Origin of the sequence: Bradyrhizobium sp. CCGUVB4N (genome assembly GCF_024199945.1) — a bacterium.
GTDB lineage: Bacteria > Pseudomonadota > Alphaproteobacteria > Rhizobiales > Xanthobacteraceae > Bradyrhizobium.
Window position 1 is genome coordinate 1654626 of the sequence record NZ_JANADP010000001.1, and the last position, 25806, is coordinate 1680431.

The following is a 25806-nucleotide window of genomic DNA, read 5'->3' on the forward strand; positions in this document are numbered from 1 at the left end:
GGGGCTGGCCGTCAGAAATGTTCGGGCGCTGGCGGCGAGGAGGCCTTGGGGATCGGACGTGGCAGCAGTTCAAGCGGGCTCGTCGCCGCGCAGACCTTGTTGGTAGCGATCCGCAGATATTGAGCGGTCGTTGACAAGCTGCGATGGCCGAGCAGGAGCTGGATGGTGCGGAGATCGGTTCCAGCTTCGAGCAGGTGCACCGCAAATGCATGCCGAAGCGAATGAGGTGTCACCGGCTTGGAGAGTTTCGACATCCGATGTGCCTGGCGGCAGGTGGCATCTACGGCGCTTGTCGATATCGGTTCTCCAGCAACGGCGCCAGGAAACATCCATGCCCCGGTGGGTCGCACGGCGCGCCAATAGTCCGTCAGCACCTCCAGCAACCTGGCCGACAGCATGACGTAGCGGTCTTTCTGTCCCTTGCCCTGCTCGACGCGCAGCACCATGCGCTGGCGATCGATAGCCTCAGGCTTCAGGCGGTCGCCTCGGAAATGCGCAGACCGGCGGCATAGCATGTCGTCAGGATCGCCTGGTGTTTGAAGCTCTCGATGCAGCCAAGGAAGTGCAGCACCTCCTCGGGGCTGAGAATGACGGCCAGTGTCTTTGGCGCCTTTGGGCACGGAATGATCCGGTCGAAATCCCAATCGAAGCCGAGCGTGACGCGGTAGAGAAATCGAAGCGCTGCGACGGTCACTTGCACCGAGCGTGGGGCCAGCTTCTTCTCGTTCGTCAAATAGACCTGGTAGGCGTGGATATCCTCCGGGCCGAGCAAAGCCGGCGATTTAGCGAAATGCCGGGCAAACTGCGAAACCTGCAGCAAATACGAATCCTGCGTGTGTCGCGACAGGTTGCGGACCTGCATGTCTTCCATCATGCGTAACCGAAGCGAGGTCATAGCAAACTCCTTGACAAGAGGGACGCTGCACGCGGGCAGCAACACCATCTTGCCAAGGGCAAGCGCTTCTGAAATGGGGTGGATTACGTCGCTGTGCGGGTGATGCCGGGTCAGAGACACGGGCTGGCTTCAAGGGGGATACTCCGCGCTCAACGCGGATACCCTCCCGCGGAGCGGGTTCGTCGTGTGCCGGGCATGCTCAATAGCTCGGAAGTGAAAGTCTTCCACCCAACCTGATGGAGGTGAAGGGTTAGTGAAACGCAAGGGCTGCCGTCGCGAGGCGGGGTCTGAAGGAAGCGTGGATCAAAGGTGCGAGCCGATGAACAAAAACCGGATATGAGGCGCAAGCGTCGGACGAGCGGGCGACACATCGCGAAGTCCAGATCCATCAAGGATGCGAAGCGTAGATCCGGCGGTTGTGCACCGAAGGCGATTGAGCTTACCCCGGGAGATCTGCCCGGTGTCGCCCCCGGGCGACTGAGACGACCGCGAGGCCGTCTGACCGCCGAGCAGAAGTCAGCTGAGGGCGTATTAGGTCAGGCTGTCGGCAAAGCTATTGAGGCACTCCAAGGCCGAAAGGTGGAGAAACGTAAGCGCTCCTTTCTACGCACCTATGCAGTTGAGCGCGGGGATGGGATGAGGTGTCCACCATGAGCGAGGTGGACACCATCGATGATCACTCCAGAAGAACCTTTGAGACTTGAGACGGTCGGCGTGTTGTGCAATGGCCGGCGTCGCTATGATCCGGCCAGCAAACAGCGACTGGTCGAGGCCTGTCTGCAGCCTGGCGTGTCGCTGGCGGGGCTGGCGTTGCACCACGGCGTGAACGCGAACCTGCTGCGCAAGTGGGTGGCCAAGCGACAACTTCAGAACGGGGATGACCAGCCGGAGGCGCGGGCGCCGATTGCGCCAGCTTTTATTCCGGTTTGCGCGACGGAGCGATCCTGTGCAGGGCGGCTGACGGCATCGATGCCCAACGGCGTGACGCTTTCGCTGGAAGGCGGCGACGCGCAGTTGCTGTCGGCGGTGATTGAAGCGCTGGGGCGTTGCGATGTTCCGACTGGCGTCTGATCTTCGGGTCTACCTTCACCGCGAACCGATTGACTTCCGGGCGGGCATCAACAGCCTGGCGATCGTGGTGGAGCAGTCGATGGGGCTGGATCCGTTCCAACGCGCGGTGTTCGCGTTCTGCAATCGTCGCCGCGACCGGATCAAGCTGCTGATTTATGATCGGTCAGGATTTTGGATGCTGCTGAAGCGGCTGGAGGCCGACAGATTCCACTGGCCCCGAAGTCAGGAGGCGGTGCTGACGCTGACGATGGAGGAGCTGCACTGGCTGCTTGACGGCATCAACATCGCGGCGATGCGTCGTCATCCGGTGCGGCAATATCAGAGCGTGGGCTGAGCGTGTTCGATGCGGGCGGCGTCATCGGGCTTCGGCATGGCCGTTCTCAGATGACGCCGCCGAAGACATGACGAAGACATGGGAGCCCGGTTGACGCGGCGGCATGACTTCGATTCAAGACTACGATGAGTGTGCGTCCAGCGAAGGCTGGCATGTTCAGTAGGAGTTAGTCCTACCGGGGTAAAAGTCAGTGCCCTGTAGCACGGATAGCAGGAGGGGAGGAAACGAACCTTTTGAAGCCTATCGACAAGTCTCCCGACGGGGAGATCGCGAGTCATCGGGCCGTATCGAAAGAGAACGCGTTGTGGCCTCGAAATATTGAAGACCGAGGGCCGAGCCCCCATTCATCGGGCGAAGGCAACATGGGCAGCCGAAAACTGACTGACACGGCTGTGCACCTCGGCGGGGTGGAAGCGACAGCACGATGACAAGGACATGCCGAGCAACTGGAGAAGCCCTCCTCGTCCCGGCAAGAAATTGTCGGAGCAAGATAGGCCATATAACCGGCGAACACCGGGAAAGTGGTCGAAGACGAGAGGGTGGCGGCCGGGTCCGTATGTAGCTGCGAAGTGGCGTAACGGCCGTGGAGCGAAGGGACCCTGCCATTTGTGAAGTCTCCAACGCAAGGAAGGCAAGGACGAAATGATAAAAGCGTCCATCGATTTGCAGGACCTGAGGCGGAGACTATACGTCAAGGCGAAGGCTGAACCGTCCTGGCGTTTCTGGGGCCTATATGTCCACGTCTGCAAGGTGGAGACGCTACGCATGGCGTATGAGATGGCCAGAAAAAATGACGGCGCTCCGGGAATAGACGGAGTGACCTTCGAAGCCATCGAGGCGCAAGGCGTAGATGCTCTGCTTGAGCAGCTACGGGACGAACTGATCGGGCATACCTATCGACCACTTCTGGCGCGGAGACAGGAAATACCGAAGGACGGGAATAAAGTTCGAGTCCTTTCGATTCCGGCGATCCGCGATCGGGTGGTCCAAGGTGCGCTCAAACTCATACTCGAACCTGTCTTCGAGGCGGACTTCCAATCGGGGTCGTTTGGATACCGGCCCAAGCGGGCAGCACATGACGCGATCAAGCGAGTAGCAAAGGCAATAACGCAACGGAAGACGCGGGTCCTCGATTTTGATTTGCGAGCGTATTTGGATGTTGCGTCATACTACACCTTCAGTTTTTTTGAGAGGGTCGAAGAGGTCCGGAGCAACTGCAGGTACTTGAATTCGTATGCCTTTTGCCCGTCCGCGATAGACGTGAACGGCCTTAAGCTCGCCGCACTTTACACGTTGCAAGATGGTTTGCCGCGAGACGCCCAGTAGATTCATGGCCTTGAACATCTTCACATAACCTTCGGGCGCGCTCTCCACAAAGCGCGACCGCAACTCGTCATTGATACGGATGCGCCACGGCGCGCCAGGTGTGATCTGCTCTCCGGCAATGAAGCCATCGTTGAGGCAGCGATGCAAAGTAGAGGGTGCGATCCCGAGAGCGCGTGCTGCTTTCTCGATCGTCATGCACTCGCCGTCCTGCACTTGCTGTTTCGGCTCGAAGCGCGGGATCTCCCAGTGCGTCCGCAGGCTCGACACACGATTTGCCGTAAACGACAGTCCTGTGGCCGTTGTACGGCCTTGGCGATTGAGGATGCCGGCGATCCTGGTGTCGGGATAATGTGCAGCCAGTCGCCGCAGCAGATCGATCGTATCGTCGGCGGTGCGGATCGGCGATGGATGCGAGTGCGGCAATGGGACATTAACTTCACTGAAGAGACCGCCGCGCCAACGCAGCGTCAGGTGAGCGTTGTATTTATCGCGCTCGACTCTCAAGGTGACATCGTCGAGCAGCGTGCGGAGCAACTCCTTGCGATCGCGATCGCTCGTGGTGGGAGCGAACCAGATATGCTTGAGGTCTTTACCGAGTGCAAGGATCGCGTCGCGTTCTTCGCGCGTAAGCGAGCGCGGTCGGGCATGTTCGCGATCCGAGAGTTCGGATTCGGCAGTCTTCAGTTCCAGCAGAGCGCTTTCCCATTCTGCTTCGAGTCCACGCGCGACGAGTCTATTCTCCGGGTCCACGGCGCGATAGCGTCGCTCGGCGCGCTGCGCGTTGTAGCGCGCACGCTCGACGTCGCGACGGAACTGCGCGAGAGTCGTCTCGTGATCGGCGTCGAATTGCTCGATCGCCTGGAGCGAGGCTTCCAGGCCTGCGGGCGCGAGAGCCGCAAGGAACGCTTCGGCGACAGCCGCATCGATCTGCACACCGCCGATGTTGAGGCAGTACTCGCCCCGGCCGTTGACGATGTTCTTGCCGGCGCAGTGATATCCGGGCGCCGAGAACCGGCCGCTGTAGTGTACGGCCAGGCGCCGACCGCAGTGTCCGCACACGGCGAGGCCTTGCAGGAGTGCTGCGCCTTCTCTCACGGCACCCCCGCTCTGGTGCGGTCGAGGACGGATGTTCTGCGCCAGGCGCTTCTGGTTCGCCTCGAAGGTACTCCAATCGATGTATCCGGCATGATGGTCACGAATGAACACCGGCCACTGCTCGCGGTCGCGTTGTCTGATGCGCTTTCGGATTCGACCGCCCGCATCGAGATAGCATGTCTGCTGGGTGCGGCCATACACATAAACGCCGGCATAGAACGGGTTGGTAAGGACCTGGTGGATCTTTGTGTAGGTGGGGGCGACCCAGCGGAGATCGACAAGGCTGTTGGAGTGCAGCGGAAAGCGCAGGCCTTGCGAGCGGAACCACAGCCACACGCGTCGTGCCGAGCCGAATTCGGCAAAGCGGTCGAAGACAGCATGGATCGCGGCTTGCACCGACTCGTCAGGATGCAACAGCACCTCCCCGTCGGCGTCGCCCCGTACCAGACCCACCGGCAGCCCGCGGTGCAGTTCTCCGCGTGCGGCCTTGTTGCGGATGCCACCGAGCAGCCGCGCACGCAGCACATGCAGCTCTGCCTCTGACATCGTACCTTTGAGCCCGAGCACCAGGCGGTCATTGAACAAGCCCGGATGATAAATCCCATCTCCATCACCGATGAGCGTGTGGGTCAGGCCGCATAGATCGAGCAGACGGTACCAATCAGCATTATTGCGCGCTAGTCGCGAGACTTCCAAGCCGAGCACGATGCCCACTTGGCCGAGGCCGACCTCCGCGGTCATACGCGCGAAGCCGGTGCGCTCGGAAAGGCCGGAACCGGAAATACCGAGGTCCTCATCGATAACCTTCACTTGATCGCGTCGCCAACCAAGCCGCGCGGCGCGTTCGGCTAACTCGTACTGACGGGCAGTGGACTCGCGATTATGCTCGACCTGCGTCGTACTGGACTGACGCACGTAGACGATTGCGCATCGGCGTAGGTGCTCAGCGGTGATCTTGCTCAGTTCGTTCATCGTTGCGATCTCCGGCAGTGGCGATTGCTCGGGCGATTAGTCGGGCGAGTCGCAGCACGAGATGTGCGCGCTGCTCTTTATCGAGGGCCTCCCATACGGGTACGGCCCCGCGCTGAGGTGGTGGGTCGAGAAAGCTTAGCTGCTGCATGGCTGTCCTCGGATTCCGGTGGCAGGACAGTATGCGCGGCATCCAATTGCCGCAGCAAAGCGTCGACGATCGTCCGGGCGTGCAGCAGCGCGGCGTGGGAAGCCAGGAATGCCGTTCGAGCGCATTGCGGGCTTGCACGCGATAAATGTTGTGCGATAGGCAGATCTGTCCACGCGGCCGGTACAAGGGCACGGGTACCATCGGGCAGTACAAGCGTCAGATGAAGTTCGCCGCGTCGATGACACCAGCCAAGCACATCGAGCGCAGATCCCTCAAAGGGATGCCGCGACCGAACGATGGTTACCTGATCGGGATAGTCGTCGAGATGATGAGCGCGGTGGTGGGTAGTCTGTCGAGTAGTCTTTCGACAATATTCGGCATGACCGGTTGTTGACGAAAGTGGCGCAGCGGATCAACGACGCGGACATCATGCACCTTCTAAAGGTTATGCTGAAAACCTCTGGCAAGAAGGGCGTTCCGCAAGGCGGAGTGATTTCACCCTTGCTCAGTAATCTCTACCTCAACGAGGTGGACAAGATGCTGGAGCGGGCGCGGGACGTCACACGCATCGGCAAGTACACCGGTGTCGACTACGCGAGATTCGCAGACGATCTGGTGATCTTGATTGACGCCCACAAACGTCGTGACTGGCTGGTTGGTGCCGTTATCAAACGGCTACGGGAGGAATTTGTCAAACTTCAGGTAGAAGTCAATGATGAGAAGAGCCGTACAGTCGACCTGGAGCGAGGCGAGAGCTTTGGCTTTCTAGGTTTCGACTTCCGCTATCTCCGCAGTCGACGTGGAGTGATGCGGCCGCATATGACGCCTAAGCTCAAGAAGCGAACGGCGATTATGCGGGAGCTCAAGGAAGTATTTCGACGGCATCGGTCGCAGCCGATTGAGAGGATAATCAACCTGATCAATCCGAAGCTCCGTGGCTGGGTGAACTACTTTGCGGTTGGGCACTCCAGTGAGTGCTTCAGCTACATCAAAGAGTGGGTAGAGAAGAAGGTCAGGCGTCATCTGACGCGGGCGCAGAAACGGAAGGGTTTCGGCTGGAGGCGGTGGAGTACATCATGGCTGTACGGTACCCTAAAGCTGTTTAATGGCTATCAGGTGACATACAACATGACGAAAGCTGCCCCAGTGTGATGAGCCCATAAACCTTAGCGCGAAGCAAATGGGTGCGCGTAGTGCGGGAAATCTGCACGCTGCGTGCGACGAGGCGGGGGCTGGAAACGTGCTCGACCAAGAGATCTGGTCGAGTGGCGCGCCAGCCCTCGACCCTACCGCAAGCCCACGACGCACGAGCTGGAAGCCTTGATCGCGGCGCTGAAGGCCGAGAACGAGAAGCTCGCGCAGCGCGTGAGGCACCTTGAGGAGCAGTTGCGGCTGGAGCGGCTGCATCGCTACGCGCCACGCAGCGAGAAGCTCAAGGATCGCATCTTCAACGAAGCCGAACAGGCTTCCGCCGAAGAAGGCGCGGAACAGGACGATCTCGAACCGGCGGTCGTGCCGGATACGGGGCGGCCGGAGGGTGAGACGCCCGCGCCGAAGAAGCGCGGCCGCAAGCCTCTGCCGGCGGATCTGCCGCGCCAGCGTATCGAACATGATCTGCCCGAGGACCGGAAGGCCTGCCCGTGCTGCCGGAATCGGATGCACCGGATGGGCGAGAACGTCACCGAACAACTGCATATCGAGGTGAAGGCGACAGTGCTGCAGCACGTGCGGTTCAAGTACGCGTGCCGTCACTGCGAGCGCACTGCGCTGAACACCCCGATCGTGATCGCACCGATGCCGGCGCAGCCATTGCCGGGCAGCGTCGCCACGGCTTCGACGCTGGCGCTCGTGCTGGCCAACAAATACGTCGACGGCACGCCGCTGTATCGTCTGGCGGACGCGCTGGCACGCGCCAACGTCAGCGTCGGCCGCGGCGCCCTGGCCAATTGGGTGATCCGGTCGAGCGAATTGCACCTGCAACGCGTGTATGATGCGCTGAAGCAAACGCTCCGGTCGCAGCCTCTGATCCATGGCGACGAGACGTGGGTCAAGGTCCTCAAGGAGGACGGGCGGGATGCGCAGACCAAATCGTACATGTGGGTCTACCGCAGTGGCCAGGACAGCGCCCAGCCAGTCGTGTTGTTCGATTACCAGCCCGGTCGCGGCCAGGAGCATCCACAGGCCTTCCTGGCCAGTTGGGGCGGCCTGTTGATGAGCGACGGCTATGACGCCTGGCGCACGCTCTCCGGTGTCACTCATCTTGGCTGCATGGCGCACGCGCGCAGGAAATTTACCGACGCGCTCAAGGCGATGAAGAAGCCCGGCGGCCTCTCGTTGCAGGCACTCAGGTTCTTCGAGGCATTGTATGAGGTCGAGAGGCTGGCGCGCCAGACGCCGCCCGACGGCAAAACGCGCGCCGAATACGCCTTGCGGCTGCGCCAGCAGCACAGCGTCCCGGTCCTGGCTGCGTTCAAAAATTGGCTCGACGATCAGGCGCCGAACGTGCTGCCCGAAAGCCTGACCGGCAAGGCCATCGCCTATGCCCGCAACCAATGGGATTATCTGGCCCGCTACGCCAATGATGGCCTTGCGCCGATCGACAACAATGTTCTCGAACGCGACATCAGACCCTTTGTGACCGGAAGAAAAAACTGGTTGTTCAGCGACACCGTCGCCGGCGCAAAGGCCAGCGCGGTGATCTACAGCCTGGTGCTGACATGCCGGGCCTGCGACGTTGAGCCCTACGCCTGGCTATGTCACGTGCTCGCTGAACTGCCGCAGCGTCCGCCCGACGCCGACATCGAAGACCTGTTGCCATTCAACTTTGCCAAGCACGCACAGACCGTCAACCCTGGCTGATCGCCTTAAAGCCAACAGGGACACTCCACCAATCAAAATCCCCGCCCTGCGCAGACGAGGAGATCATGCTGCACCGTGCGTCAAAAAGCGCGCTTACGGTACAGCCGGCTTCTGCCCAAGTACTCTTCACCTTCCATCTTCCTGTTCTCCGCTGTTGACAGCGGAGGCACAGAACGAACTATGCCGAACCGACCAAACGCCGGTCAGCCAGAAATCTGTGGAAAACGACCCGACTCGGCATAGTTCGGCGGGCGGCATAAACCGCCAAGCTCAACGACATCGATCCGCTCGCCTATCTCACCGACGTCCTGACTAGGAACGTCAACGGGCATCCGAACCGCGACATCGACCAGCTGCTGCCCTGGGCCTGCCGCGCTCAAGCCCTCAAAGCCGTGGCCTGAGAACGACGCTCACGAATGAGCCCTATCGGAAGGCGAACTGCCTATAGCGCAAATTGCAAGTCGGCTTGGAGGAGCGGTCTGCATTGAGTGTGCCCGTAGAGCCTGAGCACAGCAAACGCTGCTTTGATCCCACTTTCTCCCGGCGTGTGGGGCAGGCTAGATTGAAGGCCTCGTTGAAAGGGACCGGCCTGTGTTTGTGCATGATCATTCGCTTAAGTGGGATGCGTTACCAGGCGCGCCAGCCGCCAGCAACGAAAGCCCGAGGAGCCGCAATTTATACCGAGCGGCGTGGGAGCGGGCGGCTGCGCGAGATCATCCAAGAACGCAGCATCATCGCTTTGGCTGGAAGGCTAGAGTCGCCACTGAATAACGGATGCACCTTAGATCTGAGGGCGTCGAAGCCAAGCCGAGGCGGTTGACGATAAGCAAGGCGGAACGGTTGGCAAGCGCGGCGTCAATCGCGGAGCGCTGCCGGTGCATCTGCGGGAGGAGGGCATCATCGACGACAGGACTTGTTCGTGCTGCAAGAGTGAGCTGCACAACATCGGCAAGAACAGGAGCGCGTGGCTGGACATCGTGGCACCGCGGTTCGCCTCGTCGTCACCCGTGCATGCGAGGAGGGTAGGTGCAGGCCGTGGCTCCGACCCAAACGCTTTGCCGATCATCTGCCGCTCTACGGCGGACGCAGATCTACGCCTCTCGTGGGCTGGTGAGGAGGACATACGGCCTCCATCTGCATCCGCAGCATGAGTACCTTCTCGCGGCGCTCCGCGCGACATCCAAGCTGTTCGCCGACGAGATAACGACGCCGGTGCTCGAGTCCGTTCGAGGACGCGCGGCCAACTCTGAACCTAAGCTGCTGACACAGGCCCTCGGGCGCCTCCTGTCTCACGTGTGCAGCCTCAGGGGCGCACTTCCGCTAAATGACCAACCCTAATCCCGCGCACTCACTATAGCTATGAAGTGATCATTGGCTTTTTGCCAAGTTATTGCCGTCGCTTTGCTGCGTATTGCAAAACAATTTTGACGATTCGCCGGATGGACGCCGGCTCCTTCTCGTGCAGTAATCTCAGTCAGAAACGGATCTTTTTGAGGGGAGAATTCCATGAAAAGACGAGCAAGGAGGCTACGGCATTGATCGGAAGCATCGCGATGACGGACATTGCTGCCGGTTTTAACGAAGCTATCGCTGCGTCCCGCGTTAGCAGCGCGAGCAAGAAATTGTACTGGTTCACGACTGTCACTCCTTGCGACAAGATCGGGCAGTTCGGTCCGGGCGCGATGCGCGCATTTGGAGTGGCACAAGCACATTGGCGCCGCTGCTATAGTGGTGCTTGACAGCGCGGGCGAGGTCCCTCTTTCTCGGTAGCCGCGCGCAGTCTGGAGGTCGACCGCGCTGAACCAGAAGAACGGCCTGAACATCATCATCGGCCTATGTGTGCCGAATACCTCGAGACAATCGAGCTAGCGCGGCATTCCGAGGCGAACGGAGTCACTAGGGTAAACCCTCGAAGACAAAGGAAGGCGTTTCGATGACAGGCATTGCCGCCCGCCATGCTTTCGGCATCCTCCTTGCCGCGCTGATGATGACGCCGCTTGCTGCGGCGCAGGTCCTGCAGTTACCGGGGCAGAGGACTACCCTTCACCGCGACGCTTGTGCCGACGTTGTTGTCCATGTCCTAAAATTAGATGAATGCCGAGTGAGCCAAACAACTCTGGGCAAACCAACCAAGGCGCTGGCCACGATCCGCATCGATGCTTGGCGACCGCCCAAGGCGATGTCCGTCGCTGCACAACGGGACACCGGGACCACTCCGACGAGTACGAATGCAGACCCAAATGGCCCTCCAGGCCCATACCAAGCTCTCATCGGTTTTCTGAAGATGCCTCCCGGACGGACCATGGGCTCGACCAGCGCCGTCGCAGTGGACAGCAAGGGGCACATCTGGGTTGCTGAACGATGCGGAGGCAACAACTGCCAAGAAAGCTCCCTCGATCCAATCATAGAATTCGATGCCGGGGGCCGGTTCGTGAAGGCATTCGGCGCCGGCATGTTTGTGTTCCCGCACGCGTTATATATCGACCGCGACGACAACATCTGGCTCGCCGACGGTCGCGCGGCCGCCGGGAAAGGAGCGGAGGTTGTCCAATTCGAGTCCACGGGTAAGGTGCTGCTGCGTCTCGGCAGGGCAGGAGTCAGTGCTGAGGGACCCGATACGTTGCTCGAGCCGTCTGCGGTGATCGTGGCTCTGGACGGCTCTATCTTCGTGGCCGACGGTCATACGCCTAACAAGCCGGCCCGCGTAGTAAAGTTCGACGCTAAGGGTCGGTTCCTCAAGCAATGGGGTAGCATAGGCGGTGGTCCCGGCCAGTTCAACGTACCCCATGCGCTAGCGATGGATTCAAAAGGCCGTCTTTTCGTCGGCGACCGTGGGAATAACCGAATCCAGATCTACGATGAGGAGGGAATCCTGCTCGACAGCTGGACCCAATTCGGCCGTCCTAGCGGACTGTACATCGACAGCCATGATACCCTGTATGTCGCGGATTCAGAATCGCGAGAGCCAGAAGGTTACGGCCATCATCCAGGCTGGCGGCGCGGCATCCGCATTGGCAGCGCGGTCGAGGGCAAGGTTATCACCTTCATACCCGATTCCACGCCGGATCCCGACAAGAAGGAGACCAGTGGCGCGGAAGGCATCTGGGTGGATAGCGATGGGGTGATCTATGGCGCGGAGGTACTCCAGAAGACCGTCGCTCGCTATACGAAAAAATAATCAACACAAATGCTCATAGAGCGCTGTAATGAATGAGTCGCACCCACCATCTCGCACCAGCGCCACTACACACTGCTCTCTAAAATCGGCTGGTGTGCTGGCCACGAAAACCTGAACAGCCCCATGATCACCGCGAGGAAGCCGCTCAAGCTGCACTCCACCGAAATTCACCCATGAAATCGGCCATCACAATTTCCGACATTTTCAACGCGACGGCTTCACAGCGAGTGAAATCGAATCCGTACTCTTGAGATCAATGAAAATGCGTACCGGAACAAAACAAGCTGCTGCGGCGCGATGGTGCGCACCTCTGAAATTCCCGCTGCCAGACATGTGTTTGCTCGCATCAACTCCAGGCGAACGACTCACCCGAACATCTTTTGCGGATCGAACATTCAGTTTCCGGTCGTCATCCTTCTCTTCATTAACGCGCGATTTATGGTGGCGTAATTAGCAAGAAGGGCCGCAGCATGAGCACGAAAGCTTTAACCAGGACCCGTCGGGCCTTTCTCACAAAGGCAGCAGCCAGTGCTGTCTTATCCGCGTTGCCGGCTTGGGCACAGGAACCAGCGCTAGTGCCGCTGGAAGAGTACCAGTCTCAGTTTTTTACCCGGGACGAGTGGGCTTTTATCCTTGCCGTCACGGCCCGGCTGATTCCGTCGGAAGGTGATGGCCCGGGCGCGATCGAGGCGCGCGTCCCCGCTTTCATCGACCTGCAGCTGGCCGGCGACTTTGGAAAGGGGGCGGACTGGTATCTGCAGGGGCCTCATGAACCGAACGCGCCGCCACAGCTCGGCTATCAGTCGCCGCTTCCACCCGCCGAGGTTTACCGGGCCGGCATTGCGAACGTCGACAGCTGGTGCCGCGCCAATCGCCGTCGGCCCTTTGTCCTACTCAGCCCCGAGGAGCAGGATGATGTTCTGACCGCCCTCTACAAGAACGAGATCGTGCTCACCTCGACGCAGGGCGTCAATTTCTTCGATCTTCTGCTGCAGAATACGAAGGAAGGCTACTTCGCCGATCCCATATACGGTGGCAATCGCAGAATGGCCGCCTGGGTCTATATCCGCTTTCCCGGCGCGCGAGCGAGTTTCCGCGAATGGGTCGGGGTGCATAAGCCCTATCGGCTCGGTCCGGTCAACATTGCGGGCGAGAGGGCGTAATATGCCGGCTACCACGAAGAAGAAGGACGTTGTCATCGTCGGCTTAGGATGGGTCGGGTCGATCCTCAGCATGGAGCTCTGCGAGGAAGAGCTCGAAGTGCTCGCTCTCGAACGAGGCGACGATCGTGAAACGGTGCCCGATTTCCGATATCCCAATATCGCCGACGAATTGAAGTACGGTGTCCGTTATGCGCTCATGCAGAAGCCGCGCAACTCGACGCTCACCATACGCCGCACGCTCAAGGAAACCGCGCTGCCATATCGCACGCTGGGCTCCTTTCTGCCGGGCTATGGCGTCGGCGGTGCGGGCGTGCACTGGAACGGCAACACCTTTAGGCCGATGGCCGAGGAACTACGTCTACGCTCCTATGTCGTGGAGAATTTCGGCGAAAGCATCATTTCGGGGGGCATGACTATTCAGGATTGGGGAGTGACCTATTCGGAGCTGGAGCCCTATTTCGATCGCTTCGAAAAGGTCGCTGGCATCGCCGGCAAGGCTGGTAATATCAACGGCAAGATCGTCGAGATCGGCAATCCCTTCGAAGCACCGCGCTCAGGCGAATATCCTATGCCGCCTCTGCCGCAGACCGTGGATGCGCTGATGTTCGCCGAAGCCGCGCGGAGCCTGGGATGTCACCCCTATCCACTGCCCTCTGCGAATGCTTCTGAGGCCTATATCAATCCCTACGGTATGCAGCTTGGGCCCTGCAGTTTCTGTGGATTCTGCGATCGCTTCGGATGCTTCAACTATTCCAAGTCGTCGCCGCAGACCTGCATTCTCGATGCGCTGAAGCGGAAGCCGAATTTCGAGTACCGTGCGAATGCCGAAGTCCTCCGGGTGGAGCTTTCTCCCGACCACAAGACGGCGGTCGGCGTGACCTATCTGACGGCCGAAGGTAAGAAGGTTTTTCAGCCTGCCGACCTGGTGATCCTGGCAGCCTACCAGCTCCACAACGTGCACCTGATGTTGCTCTCGGGCATAGGCAAGCCCTACGATCCGATGAGTGGCCAAGGCGTTACGGGCAAGAACTATGCCTATCAGATGACCGGCAGTACGTCGCTGTTCTTCAAGGACATCGACTTCAATCCGTTCGTTGGTGCAGGATCGAACGGCATGGTCATTGATGATTTCGCCATCAACCGCATCGATTTCGGCGCCGAGGGCTTTATCGGCGGTAGCTACATCTCCGCCGGCACGACCAATGGCCAGCCGATTCGCTCCATGCGCCTGCCCAAAGGGACGCAACCTTGGGGAGGCCAATGGAAACAGGCGATCAAAGAATGGTACGGCCATTCCATGTCGATTGGCTCGCACGGTTCGAACATGTCCTATCGCGACTCCTATCTGGACCTCGATCCAACCTATACGGACAGGTACGCAAGGCCGCTGCTGCGGATGACGTTCAACTGGAAACCCAACGACATCCACATGACACAGTTTATGAAGATCAAGATCGAGGCGATCGCCAAGAGCATGAGCCCGGACATCATAGACGCAGACTACAAATCCGATGGCGCGATGTACGATATCCGCCCCTATCAGACAACACACAACGTCGGCGGAGCCATCATGGGCACTGATCCGAACACGTCCGCACTCAACAGATATTTGCAAAGCTGGGACGTTCACAACGTGTTCGTAGTCGGGGCTAACGCATTCCCTCAAAACATCCAGTATAACCCAACGGGAATGGTCGGCGCGCTTGCCTACTGGTCGGTTGACGCGATCCGGAAGGATTATCTTCCTAACCCGCGGCCACTGATCTGAGGCAGCCGGCGCCATGATGAAGCTTCTTACATCCATTCTGGCCCTAGCCGTTGTTGGCCTCGTTGCGGTTGCGCTGATCGTCCTCCTGCCTGTCGGGAAAACGCCCGTGCAGCAGGGGGCCCGCGACTTTACGCCCGCCGACAGGCAGGGTGAATATGTGGCGCGCCTGGCCGACTGTGCGGCTTGCCACTCGACCGAAGGGGGAAAACCGTTTGCCGGAGGGCACGCAATTGCCAGTCCGTTCGGCACAATCTGGTCGACAAACATCACGCCGGACCCGGAAACCGGGATCGGAAGCTATACGCTCGATGACTTTCGCGCGGCACTGTATGACGGCTTGCGGAAGGATGGGACCCATCTTTATCCTGCCATGCCTTACGAGAACTACCGCAATATCTCCGAAGAGGATGTACGGGCGCTCTATCAGCATTTCATGAATGAAGTAGAGCCCATCTCAAAGCAAACGAAGGAAACGCGGCTGACGTTTCCCTTCAACCAGCGTTGGAGTATCCGCGTCTGGAACTGGGTGGTTCTAGGCGATGCCGGCTTCAGGCCCCGCTACAACGATCTGGTGCTCGATCGCGGCGCCTACATCGTCGAAGCGCTTGGCCATTGTGGCGCCTGCCACAGCCCGCGCAACCGCTTCTTTGCGCAGGACGGCACTGACGCAGCGGCACAGGCTTTCCTGACCGGCGGTGAAATCGATGGCTGGCCGGCACCTAGCCTGCGCGGCTCAGCATCGGCCGTAACGAACTGGCGCGCTGAAGAGCTTAAGACTTTTCTGGCATCGGGACGCAATAGCCACTCGGGCGTTACTGGAGTGATGGCGACCGTGGTCCAGGATTCCACGCAATTCCTGACCGACAAGGATCTCAACGCGGTCGTGGCCTATCTCCGCAACATCAGCGGCGCGGGCGCGCAGCTACCAGCCCGCAATGACGAAAAAGCCAAGCAGACTATCGCGTTGTTGAACTTCGCGGATGCTTCCATGGGTCTGGGTCCCAGGCTCTATCTCGACAATTGCAATGGATGCCACTTCACGAACGGCAAGGGGGCGAAGGGCGTCTTTCCTGAACTCGACGGCAACGCGATGGTGGTGGCCCGCCAGAGCGGCGGCCTGATTGACGTAATCCTCAACGGCGCGCGCATGCCTTCGACGCAAAGCTATCCGATGCGGCTTGCCATGCCAAGCTTTCGCGACCGCCTCTCTGATGAGGAGGTAGCCGCCCTCGCCACCTTCCTGCGCCAGAGCTGGTCGAACAATGCTGGCCTGGTCGATGAGTCCGCAGTGGCGGCTCGACGCCAGAAGTTGGCGGCTCACTAGAAACACCAGATCCCCGCATGAAACAGGACGAAAAGGTCGTTTAGAGCGATCGGCGGGTGTGTCGTCAAAATAGTTGACGACCGCGTTCGCCGACCATCAGCCAATCAATTTCCTCTGGTTGCGTGGACACCAATGACTATCTTCGAGTGTCGCTAGACCGGCTTCATGGGTGACTGCTGGGGAATAATTCACGTATGACGTGAACGCCGCCGTCTCCGTTCATCGTTCACCTGCTCCGCCTCCGAAATCTCATGGCTCACGGTCGAGCCGCCATCTCGATAGATGTTGCGATCGAACTTCGTCCCTATGACGATGTGAGACACTGCTCGGATAATGCCACCCATCTCATTCAGCCGACTGAGCTCCGCATCCAATTGCTCAAGCGTTTCTGCGACGAAGTGAATGATGAGGTCCCATTCACCGGCTACTACATATACGGTCTGAACGGACGGGCTGGCCTTCAATTGACGCCCCACATCCGCATAGCTCTTATTGTCTACGGCTGCCAAGGTAAAGCAATCGATTGTACTTCGGTTGAGACATCTTCCAAGGCGTAGCGCATATCCGGCAATGATGCCGTTCGCCTCTAGCCTCTTAATGCGTTCCTGAAGCGTGGTGCGGGAAACACCCAACTGGCGAGCCAGCGACGCGATGGGTTCACGGGCGTTTCGTTGCAATAACGCGAGCAATTGGCTATCTTTGTTGGTAAGATTCATGGCCGACCCCAGTTTGAGCACACATCTGCACCGCTCACTGCCCTCGACTAGTCCACAAACGAGACTTGAGAGGCTTCTGTTTGGATCGAGGCTTTGGTCGGTCGATGAGGCGACTGTCGATTACAACAATCATTGCCGCCATTGCCCGGTCGGCTCCCCGTGTCTGGAAGATCGCGCATCGCTCTTTCGACAGGCAAGAGCTCGCTCAACCGGAACTCGCCCCTTACTATCTTCATTCGCCGACAGACTTCCCCAAGCTCAGAGATCGACGAGACGCAAAGACGTTCGGAAATGCGAGAGCCAAAATGCAGCCCCAGGACTGAGGCGACGCCGACGCTGCGTGGGAGATATTCGGCGGAACGGCAGCGCTGTTGCTGCGTTCGCCATGCTGCTGTGTATTCCTGCCGATCTGTCCCGCGCAGCGGGCAAGTGTAGAACGCGCTCTTGTGCATCCACAGTGTGATCTGCTGGGCTGAACGAAATAGAAAAGGTCGAGAGGGGCCACCTGGCGCATTCACGGATTCAGGTGTGCTTTGCATAGCGCGACAAGCCACTTCATTGATGAGGATTCCAACCAGCGCGGCGGGTTAAATTGCGGTACCCATTCTGATCGATGCAAAGGCGCGTTTCAGGCGAGTTACAAAAGTGTCTTGATGCGTGCCCGCTCTATGAAGATTCAACTCGAGGTCGCCTCTCGGCGCAAAGCTGCTCCAACTCCCCGCCACGTTTCCTAAAATGGATGATTGATATTAAAGGGAGCGCATTCTTGCGCATCCCTCCAGAATTGGTAGGGGGGACTCGCTTTGCTTGTGCTGAATTCTTCGCCATCGAGATCGACGACCGGTGGCGGCTCACGCGCCGCAATTCGTAAGTGGCGACGAGCCAAGAAACGACGCTGCGTCCTTCGTGTCAAACAGATGACGTCTGACGGGTTCCTTGCCATGTTCTACGGGCGCCGTCTGGCCGAGCTAACTTCCGATCCATAGCTGAGTCTCATGGCCGTCATCAAAGGCTTTGTCGACGAATCCAATAGCCATTTGCAGCCATTCACCACCGGCTGTTACATACACCCCGTTAGGGGACGCTGTATAGGTCCGACCGAATCCCTCGATGTTAATCGCGGCGCGCTGTCAGGGAGAAGACCGCCGCGCACGAGCAAAGCTCGTCCTTAGATCTCCGCCCAACACAACCTCTTGATTCACGGCATCCCCGTCGGCGTTGCGTTTGTTATTTCTGGAGCGAGCGGATGCACTTGTCGCAGAGCCGCCTCTGGCGGGGATTGCCCGCGTCGATTGACAATGCTCGCAGCGAGGCGAACGAGTCCGTTTCTCTGAAACAAGTCTGCGCATCGGGTCGATTAATTGGTTCTGCGGCTCCTCAACTCGTCCCCGGTTAGCCACACAAGCAAATAGTCGTTCAAAACATTCTGCTCCACCAGCCGCAAACAGCCAGCTTCATGATGCGGATATCCATATTGCGCAATGACGCCCCTATCCAGTGTCCAGTGCGCTGCCAGTCCACATACGAATTCAGGAGTCCACATGGCAAAAGACACGCCCCAGGCTACTCCCGCCATGATTATGGGCAAGCCCTGTCATCGGTAGTCGCTGCGCACCCAAAGATCCCCGTGGTAAGCTATTTTCCCGGTCATATTCCTCGCGCTTGGCGCTATGGAGTTACAGAGGTCCCCAGAATGGGCATGTAGGGCCGGGTCGGCGCAAAACACGTTTACAATATGTTCTGCAAAATTAATGCCCGAAAGATCGTGCAGTCGGACGGCCTGTAACGCCGCAACGTCGTTGTACTTGTCGGTCCTACCATCCAAAACCCGTCGCCGACTTTGATTTCCGAGTGATTCGGCTGGAAATGTAGAGCTGTGGGTCTCTTTGTCGGAGTGGCCTGTGTGATCGAGACATACTCATGGAAATCGAATCCTATCGAGAGCTCGATGCCTTTTTTTTGCGGCGGCATGGTCATATCGTTGTAAGAAGCGCGACGTGCAACGGATTTACTAGGCTTTTCATTGCCCGACCTCTTTGTTTGACCAGCTGCATTACAAGCTTATGCGCGTGAGGTGCTAGGGGGGCGCGATTGTTGCAAATGGATGGTGCAGCCGGCGCGGCGAGCCTGATCACCACAAGCCTTCTGATGTTTCATGGCAGAATTCAAACAATCGCACGCCCTCGGATTAATGTACCCATCGAGCTGATTAGCTGCAGCGCTTGGGTGCGCGGAGCCGCTCCAATACACGTTAAGCGCCTTAAGGTCTCCTTGCGGCGTCAGGCTGCCACGAATGTGGAGCGGCGGATCGTCTTCAGCGCGGCGCGGCATCTCTGTAGCACGTGCTTGTCACATAATCTTGAGCTCGATTTCCATCCTCACTTGCGCAGTTCGCTTAGCGTTGCGCTCGGATCTAGCCGAATAAGTCAGCGCATGCACAAGTGAAAGATCAGTGCCGGTCGCGCACCGAGCCTTCCTGGACGACGGACGCCACCAGTTTGCCGTCACGTTTGAATATCAGGCCGCGCGTGAGGCCGCGTCCGCACTGTGCGCTTGGCGAATCCCGAGCGTAGAGCAGCCAGTCGTCGGCGCGGAACGAGCGGTGAAACCACATCGCATGATCGAGACTTGTCCGCAGCACGCGTTCGTCCGAAAGCGTGCGGCCATGGCGCGCCATCACCGCATCGAGCAACGAGAAATCCGACGCATAAGCCAAGGCGCACCTATGCAGCGCTGAATCGTCGGTCAGTTTTGCGGAAATCTTGATCCAGGCATGAATTCGGCCGTCGTCAATCTTCTGACCGAAATAACGGCCTATCTCGACCGGGCGCAGTTCGATCGCATAATAATCGCGGATGAATTCCGGCGTTTCGGGAAATATCCGTCGATCGAACAATTCCAGCGTCGCGAGCTTTTCCGGCGGTGGCATGTCGGGCATCTTGTCCTGATGATCAAAGGGTCCCTGCTCTTCAGCGTGAAAAGAGACATTGATAGAGCAAATCTCGTTCCCATGCTGGATCGCGGCGACGCGGCGCGTCGAATAGCTCTTCCCGTCGCGGAGACGCTCGACCTGATAAACGATCGGAATCCGCGGATCGCCGGGCAGCATGAAATAGCAATGCAGAGAATGAGGCAGCCAGCTCTCGACTGTGCGACATGCCGCGGTCATAGCTTGCCCGATCACTTGTCCGCCAAACACCCGCTGCCAGCCTGCCTTCGCGCTTCTACCGCGAAACAGGTTTACCTCGATTGGTTCGAGGTCAAGGATGGTTAGCAAATCGATCTGGCTGTTGGACATTGACATGCTTTCGCTATATTCGATCTAATTCTTGTGAACGGCGCCGCGCCATGAACGACCCGAAACTCTCGAGACCTTTGGTCTGCTCTTAGAGCGGCCCGGAATGACAATGACTGTGCTTGGGCCGCATTTCTTGCGGCACTCTTGCCGCGACTGAAGGAGCCAACTTCAATGTCGGAGCCGCTCGAGGATACTGTGTCAATAGTATCGGATCTCTCGAAAGGCTTGATTTTTGGCTCCTGGGTCGTATCGCGAGGTCGCGATTTGCAGGGCTCCGTCATGGGCCGCAGCAGCCACCGTGCCAAGAAATACGGCGTGCGCATCTTGCTTGATGAGCCGCAAAATCCGAGTGCCTCACGCCCCGGCGAAATACCTCCACGCCTTGGTGTCCGACTCGGGACATAGATTTGGCACTGCCGAACACGACAACGGCGCAAATTAAAGCAAGACGGTTGCCTCTAGTGCTCAACGTTTTGTAAGGAGCCAGAGCGATTTTACACTCAGCCGTTGCAAAGGCGAAACGAATCGCCGATCCAGTGCCAAAGGGCTTACGGCTATTATTTGCGTGGCTGCGCACTAAGCCAAACCTCCTGCCGGTCGTTCCGGTGAAGATGACAGAGCCGAAAGCAGCTCGGTTCTATCGTGACACTCAATCTGGCTCCTCAACTCCTTGCCTGTGAGCCAAATAAGCCAATCGTTGTCAGAAATATCCTCTTCCACCAGCTGCAATATCGACCCGTTAGGTTCATGATGTAGCATCTGGTATTGAGCTACTAACCCCTTATCAAGTGAAAACCCCGCTACAAGGGAGCATAAGAAGTCAGGTGTCCACATAGCATAAGATGCTCCGTGTGCTATTGCTGCTACGATCTTAGCTACACCCTGTCCTCTAAAGTCTTTACGGACCCAAAGATCCCCGTGATAAGCGATCTTTCCGGTCATCTTCTTCGCGCTTGGTGCTGTGCAAGTACAACGGTCTTGAGGATGGGCATGTATGGCCGGGTTCGCATAGAACGCCTTCAGCGATTGAAAATGTTCTGCAAAATTGCTATTTGAAAGATCATACAGACGAGCAGCATCGGTCAGCACGACCTCATTATTTTTATCGACGCCGATGATCCAATATCCCTCACCTGATTTGATGGGCGAGCGATCTGGCCGGAAATTTGGATAGGTCGGCCCCTTTGTTGGCGTGGCTCGTGTGATCGAGACGTACTCATGAAAATCGTCTCCTATCGAAAGCTTGATACCTTTCTGAGCGGCCGCGTCGTCATATATTCGGAGGAATCGTGAGACTAGCAACGCATTAGCTACGCCTGTCATTGCGGCACCCGTCCTATTGCGATGAGGTTTGAGCTACGCTGAATGATGAGCTATGACGCTACCGCAATCACAACGGATCAAGACACTACCTACTCTGGTGAGGAATGCTCCTTCGACGAGCTCGATAGTTTGGCGCTACAACGGGCGCAGAACTCTCGCTCGGGTCGCTCCAAATTTCGGTCTCGTTACAGCTGATGAAAACTGAGTAGCAGGTTGCGGGATGCGATGGCGCAGCACTCGCGCTCCCAAGTTTGAAATGAGCTTATTCTTTTGCTGAGTATTCCTCCGTTGAGGGCCGCCTTGTTTGACGGACGCGAACGCTGCAGGTCCTAGGGGTAATCCCAGGAGAAGCGCTATGACGATTTCGCGGGCAGAGGTGATCACATCGGTCGAGCGGCGGCGTCGGTGGTCGCAGGATGAGAAGGAACGGCTAGTTGCAGCATCGCTCGAGCCCGGAGCCACTGTTTCCGAGGTGGCTCGCATGGCCGGCCTTCATGTGAGCCAGCTGTTCAGGTGGCGCAAAGAGCTTTGCAAGCAAGGTGATACGTGAGCGTCATCCAGGGACCACGTACTAGTTAGTCGGGCGAGTCGCAGCACGAGATGTGCGCGCTGCTCTTTATCGAGGGCCTCCCATACGGGTACGGCCCCGCGCTGAGGTGGTGGGTCGAGAAAGCTTAGCTGCTGCATGGCTGTCCTCCGATTCCGGTGGCAGGACAGTATGCGCGGCATCCAATTGCCGCTGCAAAGCGTCGACGATCGTGCGGACGTGCAGCAGCTCGGCGTGGGAAGCCAGGAATGCCGCTCGAGCGCATTGCGGGCTTGCACGCGGTAAATGTTGTGCGATAGGCAGATCTGTCCACGCGGCCGGTACAAGGGCACGGGTACCATCGGGCAGTACAAGCGTCAGATGAAGTTCGCCGCGTCGATGACACCAGCCAAGCACATTAAGCGCAGATCCCTCAAAGGGATGGCGCGACCGAACGATGGTTACCTGATCGGGATAGTCGTCGAGATGATGAGCGCGGTGGTAGGTAGTCTGTCGAGTAGTCTTTCGACACCATCGACCACGCGCACCTACGGGCCTCGCTCGAAGCACAGTGAGAAGGCGCTCATGCAGCGGGCGCAGATGGAAGGCGGCATGCCCAACCCAGTCCGCCAATGTCGATCGATCGAGAGCGATGCCCTGACGAGCGTAGATCTGGGCCTGTCGGTAGAGCGGGAGATGATCGGAATATTTGGACACCAGAACCTGGGCGACGGTTGCCTCCATCGGCAGTCCGCCCTCGATAAACGGGGTCGGAGCCTCGGCCAGCAGGACGCCATCTTCGCAGGCTCGGCAGGCGTTTTTGGGACGTCGGGTGACGACAACGCGGAACTGCGCCGGCACGATGTCCAGCCGCTCGTTCTTGTCTTCGCCGATCTGATGCAGGTCGCCCTGGCAGCAGGGGCAGGTCTTGGCGTCGAGGTCGACCACGACCTCGATCCGCGGAAGACGGGTCGGCAGTGCTCCGCGATTGTTGCGGCGCTTCCGTGCGCGCTCCGCCCGGCCTTCCGGAACTGTCTCGTCTTGGCTGGCTTCCGTACAGGCCGCAACCTGTTGGACGTCCTCAAGACCGAGCAGCATCTGCTCCTCCGGAAGCGACTCTGCCTTCCGGCCAAAGCGATGACGCTGCAGCTCTTTGATGATCTGGCGCAGCCGCTCGCTCTCGTGCCGCTCGGCAAGTAGCATCGCCTTCAGCGTCTCGGGATCATCAGGAAGGTTATCGCTCACGGCAAATCAGAGCATGTTCGCGACCGCCCGACGACGTGCTCCGCACAGCTGCTTGCCATCTATGGCCATATCCGTCCGCAGCACGACATCGCCGATCGCGATCTCAAACTTGATCGCCGGAACCTGCCCCTCCTTCAACGCACCTTCCACGACCAGCGGCGCGAATGTCGGATGCGACGCCTCGCACGGCGGCAACATGCCTCGCTGTCGAAACCGCCGTCGCCAATCGTAGACCTGCCAGCGCGTCGCTCCGTGCTTGCGCGCCACCTCGGACACCTGGTAACAGCCTCTCGGCGACGATCCGAGCTCTCTCAGCTTCCGAACGCACGCGGCGCCCCGATGGTCTTTCAAGCACCTCCGGCCGACTCACCGACCCCGCCGATGAGCCATCCAAATGGACGTCCTTTTTGCTGTCCAATCCGCCACTGTTTCGTGCTGCGTGGAGCCGGACAGAACGGGGGCGTGATCTGCGTCAGTGATCGCTTCGTTTCTTGATAATAGCACGCGCTTCATTGACGTGAAGCCTCTAGCGAACAACGTTTCCCTGTTGGTGGGGTCCGCTGCTTTCACCACGATCAGCTGGAATAACGCAAATCCGCTGATGACGGCATCAAATCTGAGCGCCATTGGCCGCATCGGTAAACAAGAGGTGAGATCCGTCCTATCTGAACACTAAAAGACAGGAGTTCGCCACGAGGCATGAGCATTATTCTTGCCAGTAACTATCGTCCCGTAGATCTCCATCAACCGTTGCGTGATCGCGCCAGGTTGACCACCTCCAACAATAATACGGTCTACAGATATCACTGGCATGATTTCGGCGCCTGTGCCGCAACAGAACACTTCTTCGGCGAGGATCAGTTCCGTTCGATCGACGTCGCGCTCGACGGTTGCTGCGCCAAGATATTCACGTGCTAACTCGATAACGGACTGGCGCGTGATCGATTCTAATATGTCGTTGGTCCCGCTCGGCGTGATCAGTTGGCCATTGCGAATGATGAACACACACATCCCGAATGCTTCGGCAAGCTTTCCCCTTGAGTTGAGGAAGAATGCTATGTCGTAACCATCGAGTTGGGCCTGCATCATGGCCAGCCGAGCATTATGGTAATTTGCATTACATTTGATACGTGCAGGCATAGAGTTGTCCGGCATACGCAGCCATGAACTAATCTGAGCAGAAGTGCCTTGCACGAGTCGTCTAGGTGTCTGCCGTGGCAACGCTGTGATGGCGGTCCCTACGGGGCCGGTTGCACCTAAGTCTCCAAACCCGTCAATGAAAGCCATCATCCGGATATGCACATTGGTACGAAATTCATTTGCGCGACACAGTTTAACGAGCGCTTCGCCCAACTCGTCTCTGGATGGCCCGTCGTCGAATCGCATCGCCCTTTGCGAGAAGGCATACCGATCGAGGTGCTCTGCAACACGAAAGAGGTATAATTGCTGTGCTTCTTCGTTCCAATAGCCGCGTATTCCCTCGAAGACACCAATACCATACTTCGCCACTGGCGCGAATACGTGCATCTTCGCGTCATTCCATGGAATAATCTGGCCGTCGAGATATGCAAACTCTGCCGCTGTCATCTATGTTTACCTACACGGGCTAGTCGCCGTAGTTGTTCGCCGCGCAATTCCGTTCGGAGTCCCTGGTCGAATGCAATCAAGTGGCGATCGGTCGTGATCGAGAATGATTATGCAAGCGCATCATGAGCTTCCATGAAGAAGGAGCGCTTGCTCTTGGACCAAACCCTGGCATACCGCCTATCTTCAGTCGACAGGTCATCGGATCGATCGGGTTCATCCGCTAGCACAGATTGTAGTTGATGGAGCATGCATCTTGCCTCTTGGACACGCCTAGAAGCGCCCACGTTCATCACTGATACCTCGCATGCCTCTGGTATCGAGATCAATTGCTGACGTTGGTAGTTGACCGCGGCGCCGCGCCTCGATTCTAGCTCGCCTCGCCCACCAGGGCTGAGGCGTTCCGGCGGCAGCAATACTATCGTCCTGGTAGTTTCTAGGTTCGAATATCCCATGTGGTTTGTCATGCGCACAGGCGCTGTTGAGATCAGCAAAGTACGCATACGACGAAGACCGCCGGATTGAAGCATGCGCGCGCGCGGGGACGGCGAGCTCTATGATGGCGTTGCGTGAAGGTCAGGTGGCCTGCTGAACGGCAGGCTTGGCGGCTTGGCGCAGGAGCTTCCATTCCCAGGGCAGCAGTTCGTGCAGACGCGATACGGGAAGATCAGCGATACGGGCGAGGACGTCGGCGAGCCAGGCCTTGGGATCGACTTCGTTGAGGCGACAGGTCGTGATCATCGTCAGCATGATGGCGGCACGGTCAGCGCCACGCTGGCTGCCAGCGAAGGTCCAGTTGCGCCTTCCCAAGGCCGTTTACCGTTCATTCTGCCCATGTCGGGGCGGATTTTGAAGTCCACTATCGCTGGCATCCCTATTTTGGCCGGATGGTGAACGTGCGTCGTGTCGAGCAACGCGCGACAGGTCGGTTTTTGCGGATCCGAACCCCATTGGGCACGGTCATCACGATTCCCAGCTGGA

The 25806-nt window shown here is 58.5% G+C and carries 17 protein-coding genes and 5 pseudogenes; 13 read left to right on the forward strand and 9 right to left on the reverse strand.

Translation table 11 applies throughout. From position 1 onward, the window contains the following. Nucleotides 1-11 precede the first annotated feature (11 nt). Nucleotides 12-895 (reverse strand): annotated as a pseudogene (locus NLM31_RS43145) (tyrosine-type recombinase/integrase). A gap of 672 nt (nt 896-1567) precedes the next feature. Between NLM31_RS43145 and NLM31_RS07485 the strand changes: the two are divergent. From NLM31_RS07485 to NLM31_RS43335, 3 genes and pseudogenes are all read left to right on the forward strand, one after another. Then, entirely contained in the window at nt 1568-1966 is a 399-nt protein-coding gene (locus tag NLM31_RS07485; RefSeq protein WP_254191900.1) for a transposase, read from the forward strand. Then, nucleotides 1947-2300, forward strand: coding sequence for an IS66 family insertion sequence element accessory protein TnpB (tnpB, locus tag NLM31_RS07490; RefSeq protein WP_027584880.1), 354 nt, complete (start codon nt 1947-1949; stop codon nt 2298-2300). The genes NLM31_RS07485 and tnpB overlap by 20 nt, the downstream gene beginning before the upstream one ends. A gap of 777 nt (nt 2301-3077) precedes the next feature. Then, a pseudogene (locus tag NLM31_RS43335) lies at nt 3078-3434 on the forward strand (reverse transcriptase domain-containing protein); the annotation flags it as partial. 30 nt (nt 3435-3464) lie between these two features. Here NLM31_RS43335 and NLM31_RS07495 read toward each other — a convergent pair. Further along, nucleotides 3465-5693, reverse strand: a complete 2229-nt coding sequence (locus tag NLM31_RS07495; RefSeq protein WP_254191879.1) for a recombinase family protein — start codon at nt 5691-5693, stop codon at nt 3465-3467. Between the two features lie 368 nt (nt 5694-6061). Between NLM31_RS07495 and NLM31_RS07500 the strand changes: the two genes are divergently transcribed. The 9 genes and pseudogenes from NLM31_RS07500 (at nt 6062) to NLM31_RS07540 (ending at nt 16133) form a co-directional block, all read left to right on the forward strand. After that, a complete protein-coding gene (locus tag NLM31_RS07500) occupies nt 6062-6235 on the forward strand; it encodes a hypothetical protein (protein ID WP_254191901.1) in 174 nt (57 codons plus the stop codon). A 5-nt stretch (nt 6236-6240) separates the two neighbouring features. Further along, a complete protein-coding gene (locus tag NLM31_RS07505; RefSeq protein ID WP_254196148.1) occupies nt 6241-6993 on the forward strand; it encodes a group II intron maturase-specific domain-containing protein in 753 nt (250 codons plus the stop codon). A gap of 105 nt (nt 6994-7098) precedes the next feature. Then, nucleotides 7099-8700, forward strand: coding sequence for an IS66 family transposase (locus tag NLM31_RS07510; protein WP_375167539.1), 1602 nt, complete (start codon nt 7099-7101; stop codon nt 8698-8700). Between the two features lie 272 nt (nt 8701-8972). Then, nucleotides 8973-9101: pseudogene (locus NLM31_RS07515) on the forward strand (transposase domain-containing protein); the annotation flags it as partial. Nucleotides 9102-10139: 1038 nt separating this feature from the next. Next, complete coding sequence (locus NLM31_RS07520; RefSeq protein WP_254191902.1) at nt 10140-10439, forward strand: hypothetical protein; 300 nt, start codon at nt 10140-10142, stop codon at nt 10437-10439. Between the two features lie 194 nt (nt 10440-10633). Next, entirely contained in the window at nt 10634-11878 is a 1245-nt protein-coding gene (locus NLM31_RS07525; protein WP_254191903.1) for a peptidyl-alpha-hydroxyglycine alpha-amidating lyase family protein, read from the forward strand. Nucleotides 11879-12453: 575 nt separating this feature from the next. Further along, nucleotides 12454-13041 carry a gluconate 2-dehydrogenase subunit 3 family protein gene (locus tag NLM31_RS07530; protein WP_254191904.1) on the forward strand — a complete coding sequence of 196 codons (588 nt, stop codon included), beginning with the start codon at nt 12454-12456 and terminating at the stop codon, nt 13039-13041. Nucleotide 13042: 1 nt separating this feature from the next. Next, nucleotides 13043-14809 (forward strand): GMC family oxidoreductase, encoded by a 1767-nt coding sequence (locus tag NLM31_RS07535; RefSeq protein WP_254191905.1) that lies wholly within the window; start codon nt 13043-13045, stop codon nt 14807-14809. A 13-nt stretch (nt 14810-14822) separates the two neighbouring features. Further along, complete coding sequence (locus NLM31_RS07540) at nt 14823-16133, forward strand: cytochrome c (RefSeq protein ID WP_254191906.1); 1311 nt, start codon at nt 14823-14825, stop codon at nt 16131-16133. A gap of 188 nt (nt 16134-16321) precedes the next feature. Here the strand turns inward: NLM31_RS07540 and NLM31_RS07545 are convergent, their stop codons facing one another. The 3 genes from NLM31_RS07545 to NLM31_RS07555 form a co-directional block, all read right to left on the reverse strand. Beyond that, nucleotides 16322-16849, reverse strand: coding sequence for an Lrp/AsnC family transcriptional regulator (locus tag NLM31_RS07545; protein ID WP_254191907.1), 528 nt, complete (start codon nt 16847-16849; stop codon nt 16322-16324). A gap of 2449 nt (nt 16850-19298) precedes the next feature. Continuing rightward, the gene (locus tag NLM31_RS07550) at nt 19299-20147 is read right to left on the reverse strand and encodes an acyl-CoA thioesterase II (RefSeq protein ID WP_254191908.1); all 849 of its coding nucleotides are present in this window, start codon (nt 20145-20147) and stop codon (nt 19299-19301) included. Nucleotides 20148-20723: 576 nt separating this feature from the next. Next, nucleotides 20724-21470: a hypothetical protein gene (locus NLM31_RS07555; protein ID WP_254191909.1), complete on the reverse strand. Its 747-nt coding sequence runs from the start codon at nt 21468-21470 to the stop codon at nt 20724-20726. Nucleotides 21471-21825: 355 nt separating this feature from the next. On the opposite strand from NLM31_RS07555, the gene NLM31_RS43340 reads away from it, so the two are divergent. After that, nucleotides 21826-22020 (forward strand): transposase, encoded by a 195-nt coding sequence (locus NLM31_RS43340; RefSeq protein WP_375167470.1) that lies wholly within the window; start codon nt 21826-21828, stop codon nt 22018-22020. A gap of 447 nt (nt 22021-22467) precedes the next feature. Here NLM31_RS43340 and NLM31_RS07560 read toward each other — a convergent pair. From NLM31_RS07560 to NLM31_RS07575, 4 genes and pseudogenes are all read right to left on the reverse strand, one after another. Continuing rightward, nucleotides 22468-23199, reverse strand: a pseudogene (locus tag NLM31_RS07560) (IS66 family transposase zinc-finger binding domain-containing protein); the annotation flags it as partial. A gap of 48 nt (nt 23200-23247) precedes the next feature. Beyond that, the gene (locus NLM31_RS07565; protein ID WP_254191910.1) at nt 23248-23508 is read right to left on the reverse strand and encodes a hypothetical protein; all 261 of its coding nucleotides are present in this window, start codon (nt 23506-23508) and stop codon (nt 23248-23250) included. Between the two features lie 405 nt (nt 23509-23913). Continuing rightward, entirely contained in the window at nt 23914-24828 is a 915-nt protein-coding gene (gene ilvE / locus NLM31_RS07570; RefSeq protein WP_254191911.1) for a branched-chain-amino-acid transaminase, read from the reverse strand. Nucleotides 24829-25401: 573 nt separating this feature from the next. After that, nucleotides 25402-25638: pseudogene (locus NLM31_RS07575) on the reverse strand (transposase domain-containing protein); the annotation flags it as partial. Nucleotides 25639-25806: the final 168 nt, after the last annotated feature.

Excerpts from the sequence above, each read along its gene's own strand:
- NLM31_RS07555 (WP_254191909.1), bottom strand. The coding sequence starts at position 21,470 with ATGACAGGCGTAGCTAATGCGTTGCTAGTCTCACGATTCCTCCGAATA.
- NLM31_RS07550 (WP_254191908.1), bottom strand. The coding sequence starts at position 20,147 with ATGTCCAACAGCCAGATCGATTTGCTAACCATCCTTGACCTCGAACCA.
- ilvE (WP_254191911.1), bottom strand. The coding sequence starts at position 24,828 with ATGACAGCGGCAGAGTTTGCATATCTCGACGGCCAGATTATTCCATGG.
- NLM31_RS43340 (WP_375167470.1), top strand. The coding sequence starts at position 21,826 with ATGACGATTTCGCGGGCAGAGGTGATCACATCGGTCGAGCGGCGGCGT.
- NLM31_RS07495 (WP_254191879.1), bottom strand. The coding sequence starts at position 5,693 with ATGAACGAACTGAGCAAGATCACCGCTGAGCACCTACGCCGATGCGCA.
- NLM31_RS07500 (WP_254191901.1), top strand. The coding sequence starts at position 6,062 with ATGAAGTTCGCCGCGTCGATGACACCAGCCAAGCACATCGAGCGCAGA.
- NLM31_RS07535 (WP_254191905.1), top strand. The coding sequence starts at position 13,043 with ATGCCGGCTACCACGAAGAAGAAGGACGTTGTCATCGTCGGCTTAGGA.
- NLM31_RS07540 (WP_254191906.1), top strand. The coding sequence starts at position 14,823 with ATGATGAAGCTTCTTACATCCATTCTGGCCCTAGCCGTTGTTGGCCTC.
- NLM31_RS07525 (WP_254191903.1), top strand. The coding sequence starts at position 10,634 with ATGACAGGCATTGCCGCCCGCCATGCTTTCGGCATCCTCCTTGCCGCG.
- NLM31_RS07485 (WP_254191900.1), top strand. The coding sequence starts at position 1,568 with ATGATCACTCCAGAAGAACCTTTGAGACTTGAGACGGTCGGCGTGTTG.
- NLM31_RS07520 (WP_254191902.1), top strand. The coding sequence starts at position 10,140 with ATGGACGCCGGCTCCTTCTCGTGCAGTAATCTCAGTCAGAAACGGATC.
- NLM31_RS07545 (WP_254191907.1), bottom strand. The coding sequence starts at position 16,849 with ATGAATCTTACCAACAAAGATAGCCAATTGCTCGCGTTATTGCAACGA.
- tnpB (WP_027584880.1), top strand. The coding sequence starts at position 1,947 with ATGTTCCGACTGGCGTCTGATCTTCGGGTCTACCTTCACCGCGAACCG.